Annotated in this window: 16 protein-coding genes; 3 read left to right on the top strand and 13 right to left on the bottom strand. The window is 63.2% G+C overall.

Going from position 1 to position 16,557, the window contains the following annotated elements:
• The first annotated feature begins 99 nt into the window (after positions 1–99).
• Both NA645_RS05635 and NA645_RS05630 read left to right on the top strand, forming a co-directional pair.
• Positions 100–639, top strand: coding sequence for a DUF2058 domain-containing protein (locus NA645_RS05635; RefSeq protein ID WP_256047929.1), 540 nt, complete (start codon positions 100–102; stop codon positions 637–639).
• 138 nt (positions 640–777) lie between these two features.
• Positions 778–927 (top strand): hypothetical protein, encoded by a 150-nt coding sequence (locus NA645_RS05630; RefSeq protein ID WP_256047928.1) that lies wholly within the window; start codon positions 778–780, stop codon positions 925–927.
• A gap of 188 nt (positions 928–1,115) precedes the next feature.
• Here NA645_RS05630 and NA645_RS05625 read toward each other — a convergent pair whose 3' ends face one another.
• Both NA645_RS05625 and NA645_RS05620 read right to left on the bottom strand, forming a co-directional pair.
• Entirely contained in the window at positions 1,116–1,805 is a 690-nt protein-coding gene (locus NA645_RS05625; protein WP_256047927.1) for a phosphoribosyltransferase, read from the bottom strand.
• Between the two features lie 3 nt (positions 1,806–1,808).
• Entirely contained in the window at positions 1,809–3,140 is a 1,332-nt protein-coding gene (locus NA645_RS05620) for an erythromycin esterase family protein (protein WP_256047926.1), read from the bottom strand.
• 180 nt (positions 3,141–3,320) lie between these two features.
• Here NA645_RS05620 and NA645_RS05615 point away from each other — a divergent pair, with 180 nt between their 5' ends.
• Complete coding sequence (locus NA645_RS05615) at positions 3,321–3,554, top strand: hypothetical protein (RefSeq protein ID WP_256047925.1); 234 nt, start codon at positions 3,321–3,323, stop codon at positions 3,552–3,554.
• Positions 3,555–3,561: 7 nt separating this feature from the next.
• On the opposite strand, the gene pdeM is transcribed toward NA645_RS05615, so the two are convergent.
• The 11 genes from pdeM to ureE form a co-directional block, all read right to left on the bottom strand.
• A complete protein-coding gene (gene pdeM / locus NA645_RS05610; RefSeq protein WP_256047924.1) occupies positions 3,562–4,218 on the bottom strand; it encodes a ligase-associated DNA damage response endonuclease PdeM in 657 nt (218 codons plus the stop codon).
• A gap of 292 nt (positions 4,219–4,510) precedes the next feature.
• Positions 4,511–7,144 (bottom strand): ligase-associated DNA damage response DEXH box helicase, encoded by a 2,634-nt coding sequence (locus NA645_RS05605; protein WP_256047923.1) that lies wholly within the window; start codon positions 7,142–7,144, stop codon positions 4,511–4,513.
• Between the two features lie 261 nt (positions 7,145–7,405).
• Positions 7,406–8,104: an urea ABC transporter ATP-binding subunit UrtE gene (gene urtE / locus NA645_RS05600; protein WP_256047922.1), complete on the bottom strand. Its 699-nt coding sequence runs from the start codon at positions 8,102–8,104 to the stop codon at positions 7,406–7,408.
• Between the two features lie 104 nt (positions 8,105–8,208).
• Complete coding sequence (gene urtD, locus NA645_RS05595; RefSeq protein ID WP_256047921.1) at positions 8,209–9,063, bottom strand: urea ABC transporter ATP-binding protein UrtD; 855 nt, start codon at positions 9,061–9,063, stop codon at positions 8,209–8,211.
• Positions 9,060–10,139: an urea ABC transporter permease subunit UrtC gene (gene urtC / locus NA645_RS05590; protein ID WP_256047920.1), complete on the bottom strand. Its 1,080-nt coding sequence runs from the start codon at positions 10,137–10,139 to the stop codon at positions 9,060–9,062. Before urtC ends, urtD begins: the two co-directional genes overlap by 4 nt.
• 253 nt (positions 10,140–10,392) lie before the next feature.
• Positions 10,393–11,952: an urea ABC transporter permease subunit UrtB gene (urtB, locus tag NA645_RS05585; protein WP_256047919.1), complete on the bottom strand. Its 1,560-nt coding sequence runs from the start codon at positions 11,950–11,952 to the stop codon at positions 10,393–10,395.
• Between the two features lie 267 nt (positions 11,953–12,219).
• Complete coding sequence (gene urtA / locus NA645_RS05580; protein ID WP_256047918.1) at positions 12,220–13,488, bottom strand: urea ABC transporter substrate-binding protein; 1,269 nt, start codon at positions 13,486–13,488, stop codon at positions 12,220–12,222.
• A gap of 238 nt (positions 13,489–13,726) precedes the next feature.
• Positions 13,727–14,302: a HupE/UreJ family protein gene (locus NA645_RS05575; RefSeq protein WP_256047917.1), complete on the bottom strand. Its 576-nt coding sequence runs from the start codon at positions 14,300–14,302 to the stop codon at positions 13,727–13,729.
• Between the two features lie 182 nt (positions 14,303–14,484).
• Entirely contained in the window at positions 14,485–15,099 is a 615-nt protein-coding gene (gene ureG / locus NA645_RS05570) for an urease accessory protein UreG (RefSeq protein ID WP_256047916.1), read from the bottom strand.
• Positions 15,100–15,148: 49 nt separating this feature from the next.
• The gene (locus tag NA645_RS05565) at positions 15,149–15,826 is read right to left on the bottom strand and encodes an urease accessory protein UreF (protein WP_256047915.1); all 678 of its coding nucleotides are present in this window, start codon (positions 15,824–15,826) and stop codon (positions 15,149–15,151) included.
• Positions 15,823–16,323, bottom strand: a complete 501-nt coding sequence (gene ureE, locus NA645_RS05560; protein WP_256047914.1) for an urease accessory protein UreE — start codon at positions 16,321–16,323, stop codon at positions 15,823–15,825. Before ureE ends, NA645_RS05565 begins: the two co-directional genes overlap by 4 nt.
• Between the last annotated feature and the right edge of the window lie 234 nt (positions 16,324–16,557).

Genomic DNA, 16,557 nt, shown 5'->3' with positions numbered 1-16,557 from the left:
TGGATGTCGCGTTTCACATCCACCACAATCCGGCGGTGGATCGATGAAGCCTGATCCACCCTACGTCCAATTTGAATCCACGACGAGACGAGTCGAATCATGAGTCTTTCCCTTCGCGATCAGCTGCTCAAAGCCGGGCTGGTCAATGAGAAGCAGGTCAAGCAGGCCGGCAAACAACAGCAGAAACAGCAGCGTCTGGTGAAGAAAGGCCAGGCCGAGAAGGACGACTCGCAACGCGAGGCGGCGCTGAAGGCGCAGGCCGAAAAGCTTGCGCGCGACCAGGAATTGAACCGTCAACAGCAGCAAAAGGCCGAGCAGAAGGCGCGTACCGCGCAGATCAAACAGCTGATCGAAACCAGCCGCCTGCCCAAACTGACGACCGAGGATTACTACAACTTCGTCGACGACAAGAAGGTCAAGCGCCTGTCGGTGAACAAGCTGATGCGCGACAAGCTGTCCAGCGGCTCGCTGGCCATCGTTCGTCATGGCGGCGGCTACGAAGTGATCCCGCGCGAGGCGGCGCTTAAGATCCAGGAGCGCGATCCGCGCCGCATCGTGCAGCTCAACATCCAGACCGAGGCGCCGGATGCGGACGATCCTTACGCCGCTTATCAAATTCCCGACGATTTGATGTGGTAACGCGCTAATCGCCGCAAGCTGGCGGCTGCGAATAACGCGCAGCGACCGATTGGTGCCGCCCGACGGAAGGACGGATTTATGCCAGCCGCGGGACCTCTACTGCTATAGCCATCCCGGTTACAGCAGGAGGACAGCGACATGGAAAACATCTTCGAATTGGACGACAGGCTCGGCTTGGAGGCCAACGGTGTACCGGGCGATCCGGAAGAGCCCGGCGTGCCGGATCTGCCAAGTGAGCCTGGTGAGCCGACCATTCCGGACCAGCCACCACCCGCGCCGGTGGCTTGAGCCTAGTAGAACCAGGGATTTAGGGCCGAATTCATTCGGCCGCCGCGGCACGAGGCCGAACAAGTTAGACCCTACGAATGGGGCGCGCCCGGTGCTGGGTTTGTTCTGGTGTCAGGCTGAACCAGGATTTGTAGGGCCGATTCATTCCGCCAGCCGCGGCACGAGGCCGAACACGTTCGGCCGTACGATCAATCCGCTGCGGTATTCGCCGCCAGCCCTTGGGCGCGCTCAAGCAGGTCGATGACCTGCTCGTCGCTTGTCTGCGTGAAATCACCATAATGACGACCCACGCCAATGAACGGCTCGGGCATGGCCAGGCATACCAGCTCGTCGACCTCCGTTCTCAGCATTTCGATTTCCTCACGTGGGCCCACCGGGATAGCCAGCACAATCCGGCTGGGATTCGCCTGTTTCAATCCCTTCAATGCGGCTCTGACGGTCGCACCCGTGGCGACGCCATCGTCGATCACGATGACGCAGCGACCGCCAAGCAGCGGTGCGGGGCGCCCTCCACAGTAGCGTTGACGGCGCCGTTCCAGTTCGGCCAACTGACGTCCCATTTCTTCCTCGAACCAGTTCGGTGGCGGTGCGATCTGGTTGAACAGTTCCTGGTTGATCACCCATTTCGGCTCGGCACCATCGATCACCGCGCCAAGCGCCAGCTCCTCGTTGCCCGGTGCGCCGATCTTGCGCACCAGTACCAGATCGAGACGCGCCTTGAGACCGCACGCTACCTCGAACGCCACGAGCACGCCGCCACGCGGTAACGCGAGCACTATTGGGTTCGAGTCGGCCAGGTGCTGCAAGGCCTCGGCCAGCTCCTGTCCGGCATGGACGCGGTCGCGAAACAGATGGGAATCAGGAATGAACGCACGCATGACTCATTCTCCGAACGGGTAGGTATCCGGAACGATTTCTTCGTCGATCTGCTGCGGACCTATCGGCGTGACCGCACGGGTCTGTTCCAGCCAGATCAAGGCGTCGAACTGTTCAGACAGTATGGCCTGGAAATAATGGCTCTGCCGCTCTGTAGCCGGGCGGTAGATGACGCCGATGGCCCGCTCCAGGCGCGGCGTGGCCAGCGTCTGGCGCAGTTGCGCGTTGTCGCGCCAGCTGGTCAGTGACGCGGCGATGCCGGTACGCAGGAACATCTGCTCCCAGCTGTCCGGGCGAGACGGGCGGACCTGCTTGATTTGCATCGGCTCGTCCCAGTTGTCCGCCGCCGCCACCTCGCCGCGGTCGGTGGCCATGCCGATCAGTACCGCATCGCGACCGAAAGCGGTACGGCACAGCTCGCCAATGTTGAACTCACCGCCCCAGCCCATCGAGGTCGCTGCGGCGTTACCGATATGCGAGTTGTGCGCCCAGACGATGGCTTTGGCGCCATCGCCGCGATGCTCCAGCAACGCGCGCAAGGTGTCGAACATGTGCCGGTCGCGCAGATTCCAGGAGTTCGCCGAGCCTTGATACATGGCCCGGTAATACTGCTCCGCCGCGAGCACGACGCGGGCATTCTGCTCGGCATTGAAGAAGCTGCCGCCGTCTTTTTCCAGGTACTCCAGACGTTGATCGAGCAATGCGCTCAATTGCTCTACCACCGCGTCTTCACAGGAGGGCTGGCCGAGCATGACGTTGTGGCCATAGATCGCCGGCTCTTCGTGCCAAGGGCTGAGGCAACCGTAGCGGGTGCGTGCAGCGCTGGCTGCCTGCGGGTCGACGCGATCGAGGTAGTCGAGCACCTCACGGATCGAAGAGCCGAGGCTGTAGACGTCAAGGCCACGAAACTCAACCCGTTGCTGGGGCGCCAGGACCTCGTTGTGGCCGCGCAGCCAACGGGCGAAATCGGCGACCTCCTGGTTGCGCCACATCCAGGTCGGGAAGCGCTTGAAGCCTTCCTCGACCCAGGTCGGCGGCTGCTGATGGCGCACGTAACAGTCGATTTTCGCCGCATCCGGCCAATCCGCTTCGGCAGCGATGATGGCGAAACCGTGCCGCTCGACCAACCGTCGGGTAATGGCCGCGCGGGCACGGTAGAACTCCGAAGTGCCGTGACTGGCCTCGCCAATCAACACCACTCGAGCATCGGCGAACTGATCGAAGGGATCGGCGAACGCCTCATCGTCGATAGCCGGTAGCGGGATCGCGTGTTGGCGCAGCAGTTCGACCAGTTGATCTTCGGACGTCTCGTTAGCTCGTGAGCGTGATCGAATCATGGTTTCGTCTCCGGCTCTGTTATCTATCGATGACCGGCGCTCGATGGCCCTGTTCAGACCGTTCGGCAGATCGTCCGAACAAGCATGAGCGGCAGAACTGAACGCGAGAGGCTAGGCTCTAAACAAAGCAACGCCCATTTCGGCGAGCAATGCCGAAGGCGCTACGAATAAGGGGGCATCATGACGACCTGGATCATCGCGTACAGCAAAGACGGCAATACCTCCATCCTCCGTACCGAATCCGAGCATCAGCCGGACATCGACGAGGCCGTAGAACTGGTCACCCGCAAAGCGGAACAGGATTATGCCGGTGAGGAAGACGCCTATGAGCATGATCCGGATATCGAGGAAACACCCGCCACGCGCTTGGCTGAGCGCTTCGGTATAACCATAACCGGCATTTCCGAGGCCTGATCCGCGCTCAAGCCACCCGCCACACGCAATCATCCCCAACCACGAACAGACGCCGGCCCGGGTCGGCGTCGACCTCCATCATGCCCGTGAAGCTGCCGAAGGCTGGTAGCAGACTCACCCGCTCGCCGATGCAGAAACAGGGCAGGCGCAGCGACTGGCGTCCACGCCCGATGAGGCGGAACGCCGGGTGCAGATGGCCCGCCAGCACATGATGGGTGGGGTGCGGATCGGGTTCGTGTTGCAGGGCGAATGGGCCGAGCAGCAGGGGTTCGGGCACCACCTTCATGCCGAGCGTGGAAGGCGGGTCGCCGGCGCGTCGGTCATGGTTGCCACGGATCAGGGTGACTGCGAGCTCTGGATGTGTGGTACGCCATGCGTGCAGTTGCCCAAGGGTGGCGGGTGTCTGCGATTCGGGGGCATGAAGAAAGTCACCGAGGAAGATCAGCTGTTCGCAGCGATAGCGGGCCAATAGCGCATCCAGTCGCTGCAGATTGGCTTGAGTCGTGCCGTGCGGCACCGGCTGACCGAGGCGTCGATACGCGGCGGCTTTGCCGAAATGGATATCGGCGATCAGCAACGCTCGCTGTTCCGGCCAGTAGATGGCCTTGTCGGCGAGCAGCCAAAGTTCGGTCTGTTCCAGTTCGATGGTTAGATGGAGATTCATTGTTGTCCTGTAAGGCGTTCAATCGACCGGCAGCGGAACAAGGCCGAACATGTTCGGCCCTACGAGCTTGCAGCCGTTCCACGGCCCGAGTCAGCTCGGTTGAATGCGCACTTTGAAAAACATCCAACACCACCTGTGTAGGGCCGAATTTATTCGCCGGCAGCGGCACAATGGCCGAACACGTCGGCCCTACGGGATGGTTGTGCCCACGGGGCGGATCGGTGATCGGGTGAGGTTGGTAGGACCGAATTCATTCGGCCATAGCCGCAGCTCCATCGCCAAATCCGTTTCTTTAGTTCAGCCCGCCACGCTTCGCTTTCTTCGGCCTTGGTGTGCCGTCTTTGGTTGCGCGCGGTTTGCGCTTTGGGCTGGTTTCACGCTCCACCGCAATACTGGTGTTCGCTTCCGGCTGATAGCCGCCTGGCCCCGCAGCCTTGTCCAGCTCGGCGACCATGCGTCGGATGCGGTCGGCCAGCTTTTCTGAACTCATGCTTTCCCGAAAACGCTCGACCATCAGCGGAAAGGCCAGCGGCGTGGTGCGTTTTACCGGGTGCACATCCAGCCTGCGCTGTTGAAGCCGCGTCAGCGTCTGCTCCAGCCGTTCGACTTCCAGCTCCTGTCGCAGCACTTCTTCCTCGGCCTGGGTCAGCAGCAGGTTGGCCGGGTCGTACTGGCGGAACACATCGAAAAACAGCCCGCTGGAAGCCTGCAACTGGCGGGCGCTTTTTTGTGCGCCGGGATAACCGGAAAACACCAGCCCGGCGATACGGGCTATCTCGCGAAAACGTCGGCGCGCCAGTTCGCCGGCATTGAGGCTGGCAAGCACGTCATGCAGCAGATTCTGTTGGGTGAACAAGGCCGGCGTCAGCCAGTGCAGCCAGTCCACGTCAGTGGCCGAGAGCAGCTCGAAGCCGTAGTCGTTGACGGCGATGGAAAAGGTCAGTGGCTGTCGTTGGCCCATGCGCCAGGCCAGCAGGCTGGCGAGCCCGAGGTGCACGTGGCGGCCCGCGAAGGGATAGAGAAACAGGTGCCAGCCTTCACGGGACTTCATCACCTCGGCCAGCAGCGTGGTTTCGGTAGGCAGTGCCGACCAATCCAGCTGGACGCGCAGCAAGGGCTCGACCAGGCGCATCTCCGGGCTGGCGAACTGGCCACGCGAGGCGGCGCCCAGCTGCTCGACCACCGCACCGGCGAGTTCACTGGACAACGGCATGCGTCCGCCATTCCAGCGCGGCACCGCAGCTTTCTTGCCCGTGGCGCGGCTGACGTAAACGGTCATGTTCTCGACCCGCACCAGCTCCAGCAGGCGCCCGCCGAAAAGAAAGTTGTCACCCGGTCGCAAGCGGGCAATGAAGCCTTCCTCGATGGTGCCCAGCGAGCGACCGCTGCCACCCTTGGCCCAGAACTTCACGGTCAGGCTGGCATCGCTGACGATGGTGCCAATGCTCATGCGATGGCGCAGGGCCACGCGTTTGCTCGGTACTTTCCATAGACCGGTTTCGTCCGGCTCGACGCGTTGATAATCCGGATAGGCCGTCAGCGAATGCCCACCGTGGCGGACGAACGCCAGCGCCCATTGCCACTGGTCGTCGTCCAGCTCTCGGTACGACCAGGCCTGGCGCACCTCGGCGAGCAACTCGTGCGGCCGGAAGCCGCCGCCCAACGCCATGCTGACCAAGTGCTGTACCAGCACATCGAGAGGGCGATGCGGCGCGCTGCGGGCCTCGATGCGGCGTTCGGCGATGGCGACCTGGGCAGCAGCGGCTTCGACCACTTCCACGCTGTGCGTCGGCACCAGTGTGACCCTGGAGGTACGACCCGGCGCGTGGCCGGAACGACCGGCACGCTGCATCAAACGCGCTACCCCTTTTGGGGAACCGATTTGCAGCACGCGCTCGACCGGCAGGAAATCGACGCCCAGATCCAGGCTCGACGTGCAGACTACGGCTTTCAGCGCACCTTGCTTAAGGCCCAGCTCGACCCAGTCGCGCACCTCGCGTGCCAGCGAACCGTGGTGCAGCGCGATCAACCCGGCCCAGTCCGGCCGCGCTTCGAGAATCGCTTGGTACCAGAGTTCCGACTGCGAACGGGTGTTGGTGAACACCAGTGAAGTGGCGGCCGATTCGATCTCCTCGACCACCTGCGGCAGCATGCGCAGGCCAAGATGGCCGGCCCAGGGAAAGCGTTCGATGCTCGGCGGGAGCAACGTGTCGACGCGCAGCTGCTTGTCGATCCGGCCTTGCACCAGCCGACCCTTTCCCGGATGCAGCAGCACCTCCAGCGCATGCGGCTGATTACCCAGCGTGGCCGAGAGGCCCCAGACGATCAGCTCCGGCATCCAGCTGCGGAGCCGGGCCAACGCCAATTGCAGCTGGATGCCGCGCTTGTTGCCCAGCAGTTCATGCCATTCATCCACAATCACCATGCGCAGGTGGGCGAAAGCCTGCCGCGCGTCGGCGCGGGTCAGCAGCAGTGTCAGGCTTTCCGGCGTGGTGACCAGCGCACTGGGCAAGCGACGACTCTGGCGCGCACGCTCGGCACTGCCTGTATCGCCGGTGCGCAGGCCGATGCTCCAGTTGATGCCCAGTTCGTCGAGCGGTGCCTGCAATGCGCGGGCGGTATCGGCTGCCAGCGCGCGCATGGGCGTGATCCAGAGGACGGTGAGCGGGGCGGGTTTGTCTGATGGCTTGACCGGTGCTTGTGACTCTTTCGCGGGCAAGCCCGCTCCTGCAAAAGCGAAACGATCGAGCGCGCCGAGCCAGACGGCGTAGGTTTTGCCCGAACCGGTGGTGGCGTGAAGCAGGCCGGATTCACCGCTTTGCACGGCCTGCCAGACGTCCTGTTGGAACGGAAAGGGTTGCCAGCCACGGCTGGCGAACCAGGTCTCGGCGAGATTGCCGGTTTGCGCTGGGGGAGCCTCGCTCATGTGCCATACCGTCTGGTGAAACGGTGCCCGTAGGCGCGATCGTTGCTCTCGATTAGGCCGGCGACCGGATCGGGTCACGGTCGCTAGGGCCAGCACAGCGTCGCATTCATATGCGAGTTCGCTGCTCCGGTCCTTTTCGAAAGCACACCTGCTCTGACAGCGCGCGAGCTCATCTATCTTGCGAGCTGTATCGTTAAAGCGTAGCGACAAGGGGTTCGTCCGTACCCGCCTGTTTCGGCAGAGCCAATCGGTACACACCCTTCAGATCGCTACCAGCCCGCGCACCCCTTCGGCTTCCATGTTTTCACCAAGGCCCTGCTGAATCACCTCGCCACGGCTCATCACCAGATACTGGTCGGCCAGTTCGGCGGCGAAGTCGTAGAACTGCTCGACCAGCAGAATCGCCATGTCACCGCGGGCGGCTAGTTTCTTGATCACCACGCCGATCTCCTTGATCACCGAGGGTTGGATGCCTTCGGTGGGCTCGTCGAGAATCAACAGGCGCGGCTTGCTCGCCAGTGCGCGGCCGATGGCCAGCTGTTGCTGCTGGCCGCCAGACAGGTCTCCGCCGGGGCGATGCTTCATTTCCTTGAGCACCGGAAACAGCTCATAGATGAATTCCGGCACCTCCTTGGCCTCCTTGGCGCTGAAACGCGACAGGCCCATCAGCAGATTTTCCTCGACCGTCAGCCGCCCGAAGATTTCCCGCCCCTGCGGCACATAGGCGATGCCGGACTGCACGCGTTGGTGCGGCTTGAAGCCGGTGATCGGCTTGCCTTCCCAGTTCACCGCGCCTTCCTTGGCCGGAATCAGGCCCATCAGGCATTTGAGCAGGGTGGTCTTGCCGACGCCGTTGCGGCCGAGCAGGCAGGTGACTTCGCCGACTTTCGCCTCGAATGAGAGGCCGCGGAGGATGTGACTGCCGCCGTAGTACTGATGCAGTTGCTGGACTTGGAGCATATTCGGACACTCGATTTGTGAAATTTAGCGGCCGTGATCGCGAGCAAGCTCGCGCCTACATGGACGTGCTCTATCTGTAGGAGCGAGCTTGCTCGCGAACCGGGCTACCGCCCCAAATAAACCTCGATCACCCGTTCATCGTTTTGCACGGCTTCGAGCGAGCCTTCGGCCAGCACCTGGCCTTGGTGCAGCACGGTAACGTGGTCGGCGATGGTGTCGACGAAGCCCATGTCGTGCTCGACCACCATCAGCGAGTGCTTGCGCGCCAGGCTCTTGAACAGCTCGGCGGTGAACTCGGTTTCGGCGTCTGTCATACCGGCCACCGGCTCGTCGAGCAGCAGCAGATGCGGCTCCTGCATCAGCAGCATGCCGATTTCCAGGAACTGCTTCTGGCCGTGTGAAAGAAGCCCCGCCGGACGATTGCGTGAGTTGTTCAGGCGGATGGTGTTCAGCACTTCGTCGATGCGGTCGCGTTGCTGGCCGTTGAGCTTCGCTTTGAGGCTGGCCCACACCGATTTGTCGGTCTTCTGCGCGAGTTCCAGGTTCTCGAATACGGAAAGCGCCTCGAACACGGTCGGCTTCTGGAACTTGCGCCCGATGCCGGACTGGGCGATTTCCACTTCGCTCATACGCGTCAGGTCCAAGGTGTCGCCGAAGAAGGCCGTGCCGTTGTCGGGCCGGGTCTTGCCGGTGATCACGTCCATCATGGTGGTCTTGCCGGCGCCGTTGGGGCCGATGATGCAGCGCAACTCGCCGACGCCGATGTAGAGGCTGAGGTCCGTCAGCGCCTTGAAACCGTCGAAGCTGACATTGATGTCTTCGAGGCTGAGGATCGTCCCGTGCCGGGCATCCAGGCCGGCGCTTTTCACCCGGCCGAGGCCGATGGCGTCGCGACCGCTGCCGTTGATATCGGACTGGTCGACCGGGTCGATGAGTTCAGGTACGGGTGCGGTTCTCATTGTTCGCCCCTCCGGCGCAGCAATCCGATGACGCCTTTCGGCAGATACAGGGTGACGACGATGAATAGCGCGCCGAGTGCGAACAGCCAGTACTCGGGGAAGGCGACGGTGAACCAGCTCTTCATGCCGTTGACGATGCCGGCGCCGAGCAAGGGCCCGATCAGCGTGCCGCGACCGCCGAGGGCAACCCAGACGGCGGCCTCGATGGATTGCGTCGGCGCCATTTCGCTGGGGTTGATGATGCCGACCTGCGGCACGTAGAGCGCCCCGGCCAGACCACAGAGCACCGCCGATAACGTCCAGATGAACAGCTTGTAGCCGCGTGGATCGTAGCCGCAGAACATCAGGCGGTTCTCCGCGTCGCGTAGCGCGGTCAGCACTCGGCCGAACTTGCTGCGAGCGAGTTGCCAACCCAGCAGCAGGCTGCCGGTCAGCAGCAACACGGTTGCGAGGAACAACGCCGCACGGGTTGCCGGCGCTGTGATGTCAAAGCCGAGGATGCGAGTAAAACCGGTGAAACCGTTGTTGCCGCCGAAGCCGGTTTCGTTGCGGAAGAACAGCAGCATGCCGGCGAAGGTCAGCGCCTGGGTCATGATCGAGAAGTACACGCCTTTGATCCGCGAGCGGAAGGCAAAAAAGCCGAAGACGAACGCCAGCAAACCTGGCACCAGCACCACCAGGCACATCGCCCAGAGAAAGCTCGAGGTGCCGTACCAATACCAGGGCAACTCGGTCCAGGCGAGGAAGTTCATGAACGCGGGCAGGCCGTCGCCAGCGCTTTCTCGCATCAGGTACATGCCCATGGCGTAACCGCCAAGCGCGAAGAACAGTCCGTGGCCGAGGGACAACAGTCCCGCGTAACCCCAGACCAAATCCAGCGCCAGGGCGACGATGGCGTAGCAGAGAATCTTGCCGACCAGCGTCAGGGTGTAGGCCGAGACGTGGAAGGCATTGTCCGCCGGGAGCAGGTGCAGCAGCGGCATGGCCAGAAGAATGACGAGCACCACGCTGAGGGCGACGGCGGTGAGTGTTGGGCCGGCTTTCTGCGCGGCTGTGATGACGAGAGGCTGATTCATGACTGGTCTTCTCCTGGGCGGGTCAGACCCTCCTGTAGGAGCGATGGGGGACGCCTAGTCCTTGCTCGCGAAAAGGGGTTTGGCATCTGTGCGTGAATCGATTCGGGAGCAAGGGGGAGTGCGTTGCGCAAAAAAATCTGGGGAGCGATACCGTATCGGTGGATGTCGTTCGCCCTGTTGTGCTGCTCGGGCGCCAATTCGCGAGCAAGCTCGCTCCTACAAGGAACGGTGCGGTGACGAGTCGATGAGTAAATCAATCGATCACCCTCCCTTTCAGCGCGAAGAGACCCTGCGGACGCTTCTGGATAAACAGAATGATCAACGCAAGGATCAGGATCTTGCCCAGCACGGCGCCGATCTGCGGTTCGAGGATCTTGTTGGCGATGCCCAGCCCGAAGGCGGCGAAGATGCTGCCGGCCAGCTGGCCGACGCCACCGAGCACCACCACCAGGAACGAATCGATGATGTAGCCCTGGCCCAGGTCAGGGCCAACGTTGCCGATCTGACTCAGCGCCACGCCACCCAACCCGGCAATCCCCGAACCGAGCCCGAAAGCCATCATGTCGATGCGCCCAGTCGGCACGCCGCAGCAGGCGGCCATGTTGCGGTTCTGGGTCACAGCACGCACGTTCAGGCCCAGGCGGGTCTTGTTCAGCAGCAGCCAGGTCAAGAGCACCACGAACAGTGCGAAGCCGATGATCACCATACGGTTGTAGGGCAGCACCAGGTTCGGCAGTACTTGCAGCCCGCCGGATAGCCAGCTGGGGTTGGCGACCTCCACGTTCTGCGCGCCGAACAGCACGCGCACCAGCTGGATCAGGATCAGGCTGATGCCCCAGGTCGCCAGCAGGGTTTCCAGCGGGCGGCCATACAGATGGCGGATCACCGTGCGTTCCAGCGCCATGCCGATGGCTGCGGTGACGAAGAAGGCCACCGGCAGCGCCACCAGCGGGTAAAACGCCAGCGCCTCGGGGGCGAGCCGGGCCATCAGCACCTGCACCATGTAGGTGGTGTAGGCGCCGAGCATCAGCATCTCGCCGTGGGCCATGTTGATCACGCCAAGCAGGCCGAAGGTAATCGCCAGGCCAAGCGCGGCGAGCAACAGGATCGAGCCTAGCGACAAACCGCTAAAGGCCTGGCCGAGCAGTTCGCCGATCAGCAGCTTGCGTTTGACCTGGACCAGGCTGGTCTCGGCGGCCTTGCGTACATCCGCGTCGGTTTCCGCTTCGTCGGCCAGCAAGTTCTCCAGGCGTACCCGGGCCAGCGGCGCACCGGTTTCTCCCAGCAGACGCACGGCAGCCAGGCGCACGGCTGGATCTGCAGCATTCAGCTGCAGGTTGGCCAATGCTAGGGTCAGGGCTTCGCTCACGGCCGGGTCGTCTTCGGCTTCGAGGCGCTGCTGGAGCAGTTCGAGCTGTTTCGGTTTGCCGCTGCGTTGCAGGCGCTTGGCGGCGTTGAGCCGCTGCGCCGGATCGTCGGCGAACAGTTGGTGGCTGGCCAGCGCGGTATTCAGCAGGCCGCGCAGGCGGTTGTTCAGACGCAGCTTTTTTGGCGTACCGACGGGTTCGGCGTCGCCTTCGAGGGCGTGGTAGCTGCCGTTTTCTTCGATGAAGGGCGTCTTGTTCTGGTCGATGGCTACACGGCTGGCGCGCAGCGCTTCGATCAGCGGCAGCCGCTCGGGGACGGGCGCGGCGGCCCAGCGTTCCAACAGTTTCGCCTGCTGCGCCGGGCTGGCGCTGGCGTAGTCGGCTGCGTCTCCGGCCTGAGCCGTCAAGGGCAGGGCAAGCAGGAGCAGGAGGAAAATTCGGTACAAGGCAGTTACCTCTGGAAAATCGGCAAAGTCGCCGAGGTTCGGGAGGCTTCCGTAGGGTGGGCTTCAGCCCACCACGGCCTCCTTCGGTGGGCTGAAGCCACCCTACATAAAGCCGAACGAAGGCGCGGCGGCATCCTCAGCACCTGTAGGGTGGGCTTTAGCCCACCAATGACCGGGCGAAAACGTCTTGCTTCAATGCGTCGTCAGGTAACGGTGGGCTGAAGCGGAACGCCGCTCGACCCACCTACGATGGCTACAGAGACGAAGTCAGTTCGACTTCACCGCGTAATCCGGCTTCGCGTCGTTGCCAGGGATATGCGGGCTCCATGGCTGTGCACGGACCGGGCTTTCGGTTTCCCAAACCACTGAGAACTGCCCGTCGTCCTGAACTTCGCCGATCATCACCGGCTTGTGCAGGTGGTGGTTCTTCTCGTCCATGGTCAGGGTGTAGCCGCTCGGCGCTTCGAAGGTCTGGCCAGCAAGGGCATCGCGTACCTTACCGACCTCGGTGGTGCCGGCTTTCTCAACCGCCTGCGCCCACATGTGGATGCCGACGTAGGTGGCTTCCATCGGGTCGTTGGTTACCGCCTTGTCGGCGCCCGGCAGGCCCTTGGCTTTGGCGTAGGTCTTCCACTGGCTGACGAACTGTTCGTTGACCGGATTTTCCACCGACTGGAAGTAGTTCCAGGCGGCCAGGTGACCGACCAGCGGCTTGGTGTCGATGCCGCGCAGTTCTTCCTCGCCGACCGAGAAGGCCACCACTGGCACGTCGGTCGCCTCCAGGCCCTGGTTGGCCAGTTCCTTGTAGAACGGCACGTTGGAGTCGCCGTTGATGGTCGAGACCACGGCGGTCTTGCCGCCGGCGGAGAACTTCTTGATGTTGGCGACGATGGTCTGGTAATCGCTGTGACCGAAGGGGGTGTAGACCTCTTCGATGCTCGATTCCGGCACGCCCTTGCTGATCAGGAAGGCGCGCAGGATCTTGTTGGTGGTGCGCGGGTAGACGTAGTCGGTGCCCAGCAGGAAGAAGCGTTCGGCGCTGCCGCCGTCCTCGCTCATCAGGTATTCCACCGCCGGGATCGCTTGCTGGTTTGGCGCGGCGCCGGTGTAGAAGACGTTGGGCGACAACTCCTCGCCTTCGTACTGCACGGGGTAGAACAGCAGGCCGTCGAGTTCTTCGTAGACCGGCAGCACCGATTTGCGCGACACCGAGGTCCAGCAACCGAAGGTAACCGCGACCTTGTCCTGGGTCAGCAGCTGACGGCCTTTCTCGGCGAACAGGGGCCAGTTGGATGCGGGGTCGACCACCACCGGCTCGAGTTGCTTGCCGAGCACGCCGCCCTTGGCGTTGATCTCGTCGATGGTCATCAGCGCCATGTCTTTCAGCGACGTCTCCGAAATGGCCATGGTGCCGGACAGCGAATGCAGGATGCCGACCTTGATGGTCTCGGCGGCCTGCAGGGTGAAGGGGAACAGGCCGCTGAGCATCAGGGCACTGGCGGCAAGGGTGGACTTCAGTAGAGGACGGCGTTTCATGGTGGGCGGCTCCTTGGCTGTCCATGCGCAACTTTGGGTGGGTCCTTGGGGACGTGAGCGCTATCGCAGCATCCGTGCCAATTCTTCAGGAGCCTTCTAGAACAGGGCTTGCCGCCGTTTTCGACCATGCGCCGTACAAGCGCGGCGCGCCCGGGTGGTTCGAAAACGGGGCGGTAAAGATGCGATGGAGCGGTGCTCTGCACGCTCGTGGTGCGAAGGAGGTTGGTTTTGCCCTTACTCAGCCGGCCAGCAGCCAGGCGCCGGCCAGTGCCGAGGCGGCGCCGGCGATACGCACCAGCGGCGCGGCGGCTTGCGGCAGGCTGCGTGCGACGGCGTAACCGGCAGCATGCAGGGCCGCCGTGGCGACGATGAACCCGGCCGCATAACCCCATGGGCTCGCCAGCTCCGGCAGTTCCAGGCCGTGGGCCATGCCGTGGCTGAGCGCGAACAGTGCGGTCAGACCGGCCGCCAGCGGCAGCGGCGGACGCACCGCCAGCGCCACCAGCAGGCCGAGCGCCAGGACTGAGCCGGCGATGCCGGTTTCCATGAGCGGCAGCTCAATGCCGGCGAAGCCGAACAGGCCGCCGACGAGCATGGTGGCGACGAAGGTCAGTGGCAGCGCCAGACGCGCCTTGCCCTGTTGCTGCGAAGCCCACAGGCCGACGGCCAGCATGGCCAGCAGGTGATCGAGACCCAGGATCGGGTGAGCGATGCCGGACATCACGCCAGCGTGGTCATGGCCGGGATGGGCAAAGGCCAGTGCCGGGCTGAGCAGCAGGGCGGAAGCGAAGAGGAATTTTCGGTGCAGGTTCATGTGGTGTTCCTTGGGTTTTGGTATGGCGAAGCGTCGAAGGCGATTCGTGAAGGTCGGTTGCGGTTTGCTGTTGTAGGCGCGCGGGAACGCCGAGCCCTTGCAGGCGAAGCACTTCGAACGGACTTCGAGCATCTCGCGAACAAGAATTTGGCGTCCCCTCGCTCCTACGGGAATGGTTTCGCTCAGGCGGCGTTGAGCATTCCCTGTCGTTCGATGAAGGCGATGATCTCGTCGAGACCCTGGCCGACCTTCTGGTTGCTGAAGACGAAGGGCTTGTCGCCGCGCATCTTGCGGGTGTCGCGGTCCATGACTTCCAGCGAGGCACCGACCATTGGCGCCAGGTCGATCTTGTTGATCACCAGCAGGTCGGATTTGCAGATGCCCGGCCCGCCCTTGCGCGGCAGCTTGTCGCCGGCCGAGACGTCGATCACATAGATGGTCAGGTCCGACAGTTCGGGACTGAAGGTGGCCGACAGGTTGTCGCCGCCGGATTCGACGAGAATCAGATCCAGCCCCGGAAAGCGCCGGTTGAGCTGGTCGACGGCCTCAAGGTTGATCGAGGCGTCCTCACGGATCGCCGTGTGCGGGCAGCCGCCGGTTTCCACACCGATGATGCGTTCGGGCGCCAGGGCCTCGTTGCGTACCAGGAACTGGGCGTCTTCTTGGGTGTAGATGTCGTTGGTGACCACGGCCAGGTTGTAGCGCTCGCGCAGGGCCAGGCACAGGGCGAGGGTCAGCGCGGTCTTGCCGGAGCCGACTGGGCCGCCAATGCCGACACGCAGGGGTTGGGCGTTCATGGTGATGTCCTCTGTTGCGGTAATAGAGTGATTGCGATGCCTGCAACGCTCATGAGCGGAACAGTCGGCTGTACTGGCGCTCATGAGCCATGCTGGCCAGCGCCAGGCCGAACGGGGCGCTGCCCCAGTGCTCGGGGGCGATTTCGCTGGCGATGCGTTGGGCCTGGCGTAGCGTCGATAGCAGGTCTGAAGTCAGTCTTTGCGCAGCTTGCTGGCCCAGCGGCAGGGTTTTCATCAGCACGGCCAGTTGGTTCTCCAGCCAGCCCCAGAGCCAGGCGCTGAGTGCATCGTCAGGCGAGATGGCCCACGCACGCGCAGCCAGCGCCCAGCCGAGGGCGAGGCCGGGTTCGTCGATGCGGGCGAACAGCGTGCGGGCGGGATCGTCCAGTTCCGGCAGATTCTCCAGGAGCTGTTTCAGCGAATAGCCCATCTGCCGGCTTTCCAGACGCAGCTCCCGCGTTTCGCGGCTGGCGCGATGACGTGCGGCCAGCTGTTCCAGCTCATGCCAGTTCTCGGCGGCGGCCGCTTTGCAATGAGCTAGCAGCAAGGGCATCTCGAAGCGCGCCAGATTCAGCAGCAACTGGTCGCCGAGCCAGCGTCGGGCACTGTTCTCGTCCTGCACTAGCCCTTGTTCCACCGCCATTTCCAGACCTTGGGAATAGCTGTAACCGCCAATCGGCAGTTGCGGACTGGCCAGCCGCAGCAACGCGAATGCAGTCGGATTCACCGACGCGCGCCGAACTGGTGCAGCCGCGGCGCGTAGCTGAACTCGGCCTCGCCGGCATGGGAGTGATGATGGCCGCCGCCATAGGCGCCATGTTCCGGCTGGAAGGGCGCTTCGATGGCTTCGACGCTGGCGCCCAGTTGCAGCAGCATGTCCTTGAGCACGTAGTCGTCGAGCAGGCGCAGCCAGCCGTCGCCCACTTGCAGCGCCACGTGACGATTACCCAGATGGTAGGCGGCGCGTGTCAGCTCGAAGCTGTTGGCGCAGATGACGTGGAGCAAACGCTCCGCGCGGGCACGCACGATGACGATGCGACCGTCCTGGGCCAGCAGGGCTTCGCCGTCATGCAGCGGCGGCTGGCCGCGTTCTAGAAACAGGCCGACATCTTCGCCATCGGTGGAAAAGCAGCGCAAGCGCGACTTGCTGCGCGCCTCGTAGGTCAGTTCCAGCTCGGCGTCGCCGTTGGCCTGCGGGGTGGTGCGTTGATGAATGACCAGCATGAGCAGTTCCGCTTGTGTGATGACGCAAGCAGAGCAAGGCCCTTGCCAATCTCAATCGATGGACACATCACGGGGGCTGCGGCAGGGCGGCGTGCCTGGAAATGGGGCTCGATCTGTTTCGTCGTGGTGCGCAGGAGGGCTTCATGCCTCACGTTGGTGCGCTACGGCTTCAACGGTTACTACCGTTGCGACAGTAAAGATGGAGCTGTGATGTTGAGTGGCGGCTGATCATGA

The sequence above is a fragment of the Stutzerimonas stutzeri genome, assembly GCF_024448955.1.
In the GTDB taxonomy this organism is placed as follows: Bacteria; Pseudomonadota; Gammaproteobacteria; order Pseudomonadales; family Pseudomonadaceae; genus Stutzerimonas; species Stutzerimonas stutzeri_AQ.
The sequence above is the reverse complement of the archived record's forward strand: the minus strand, read 5'-3'. Positions and strand labels throughout refer to the sequence as shown.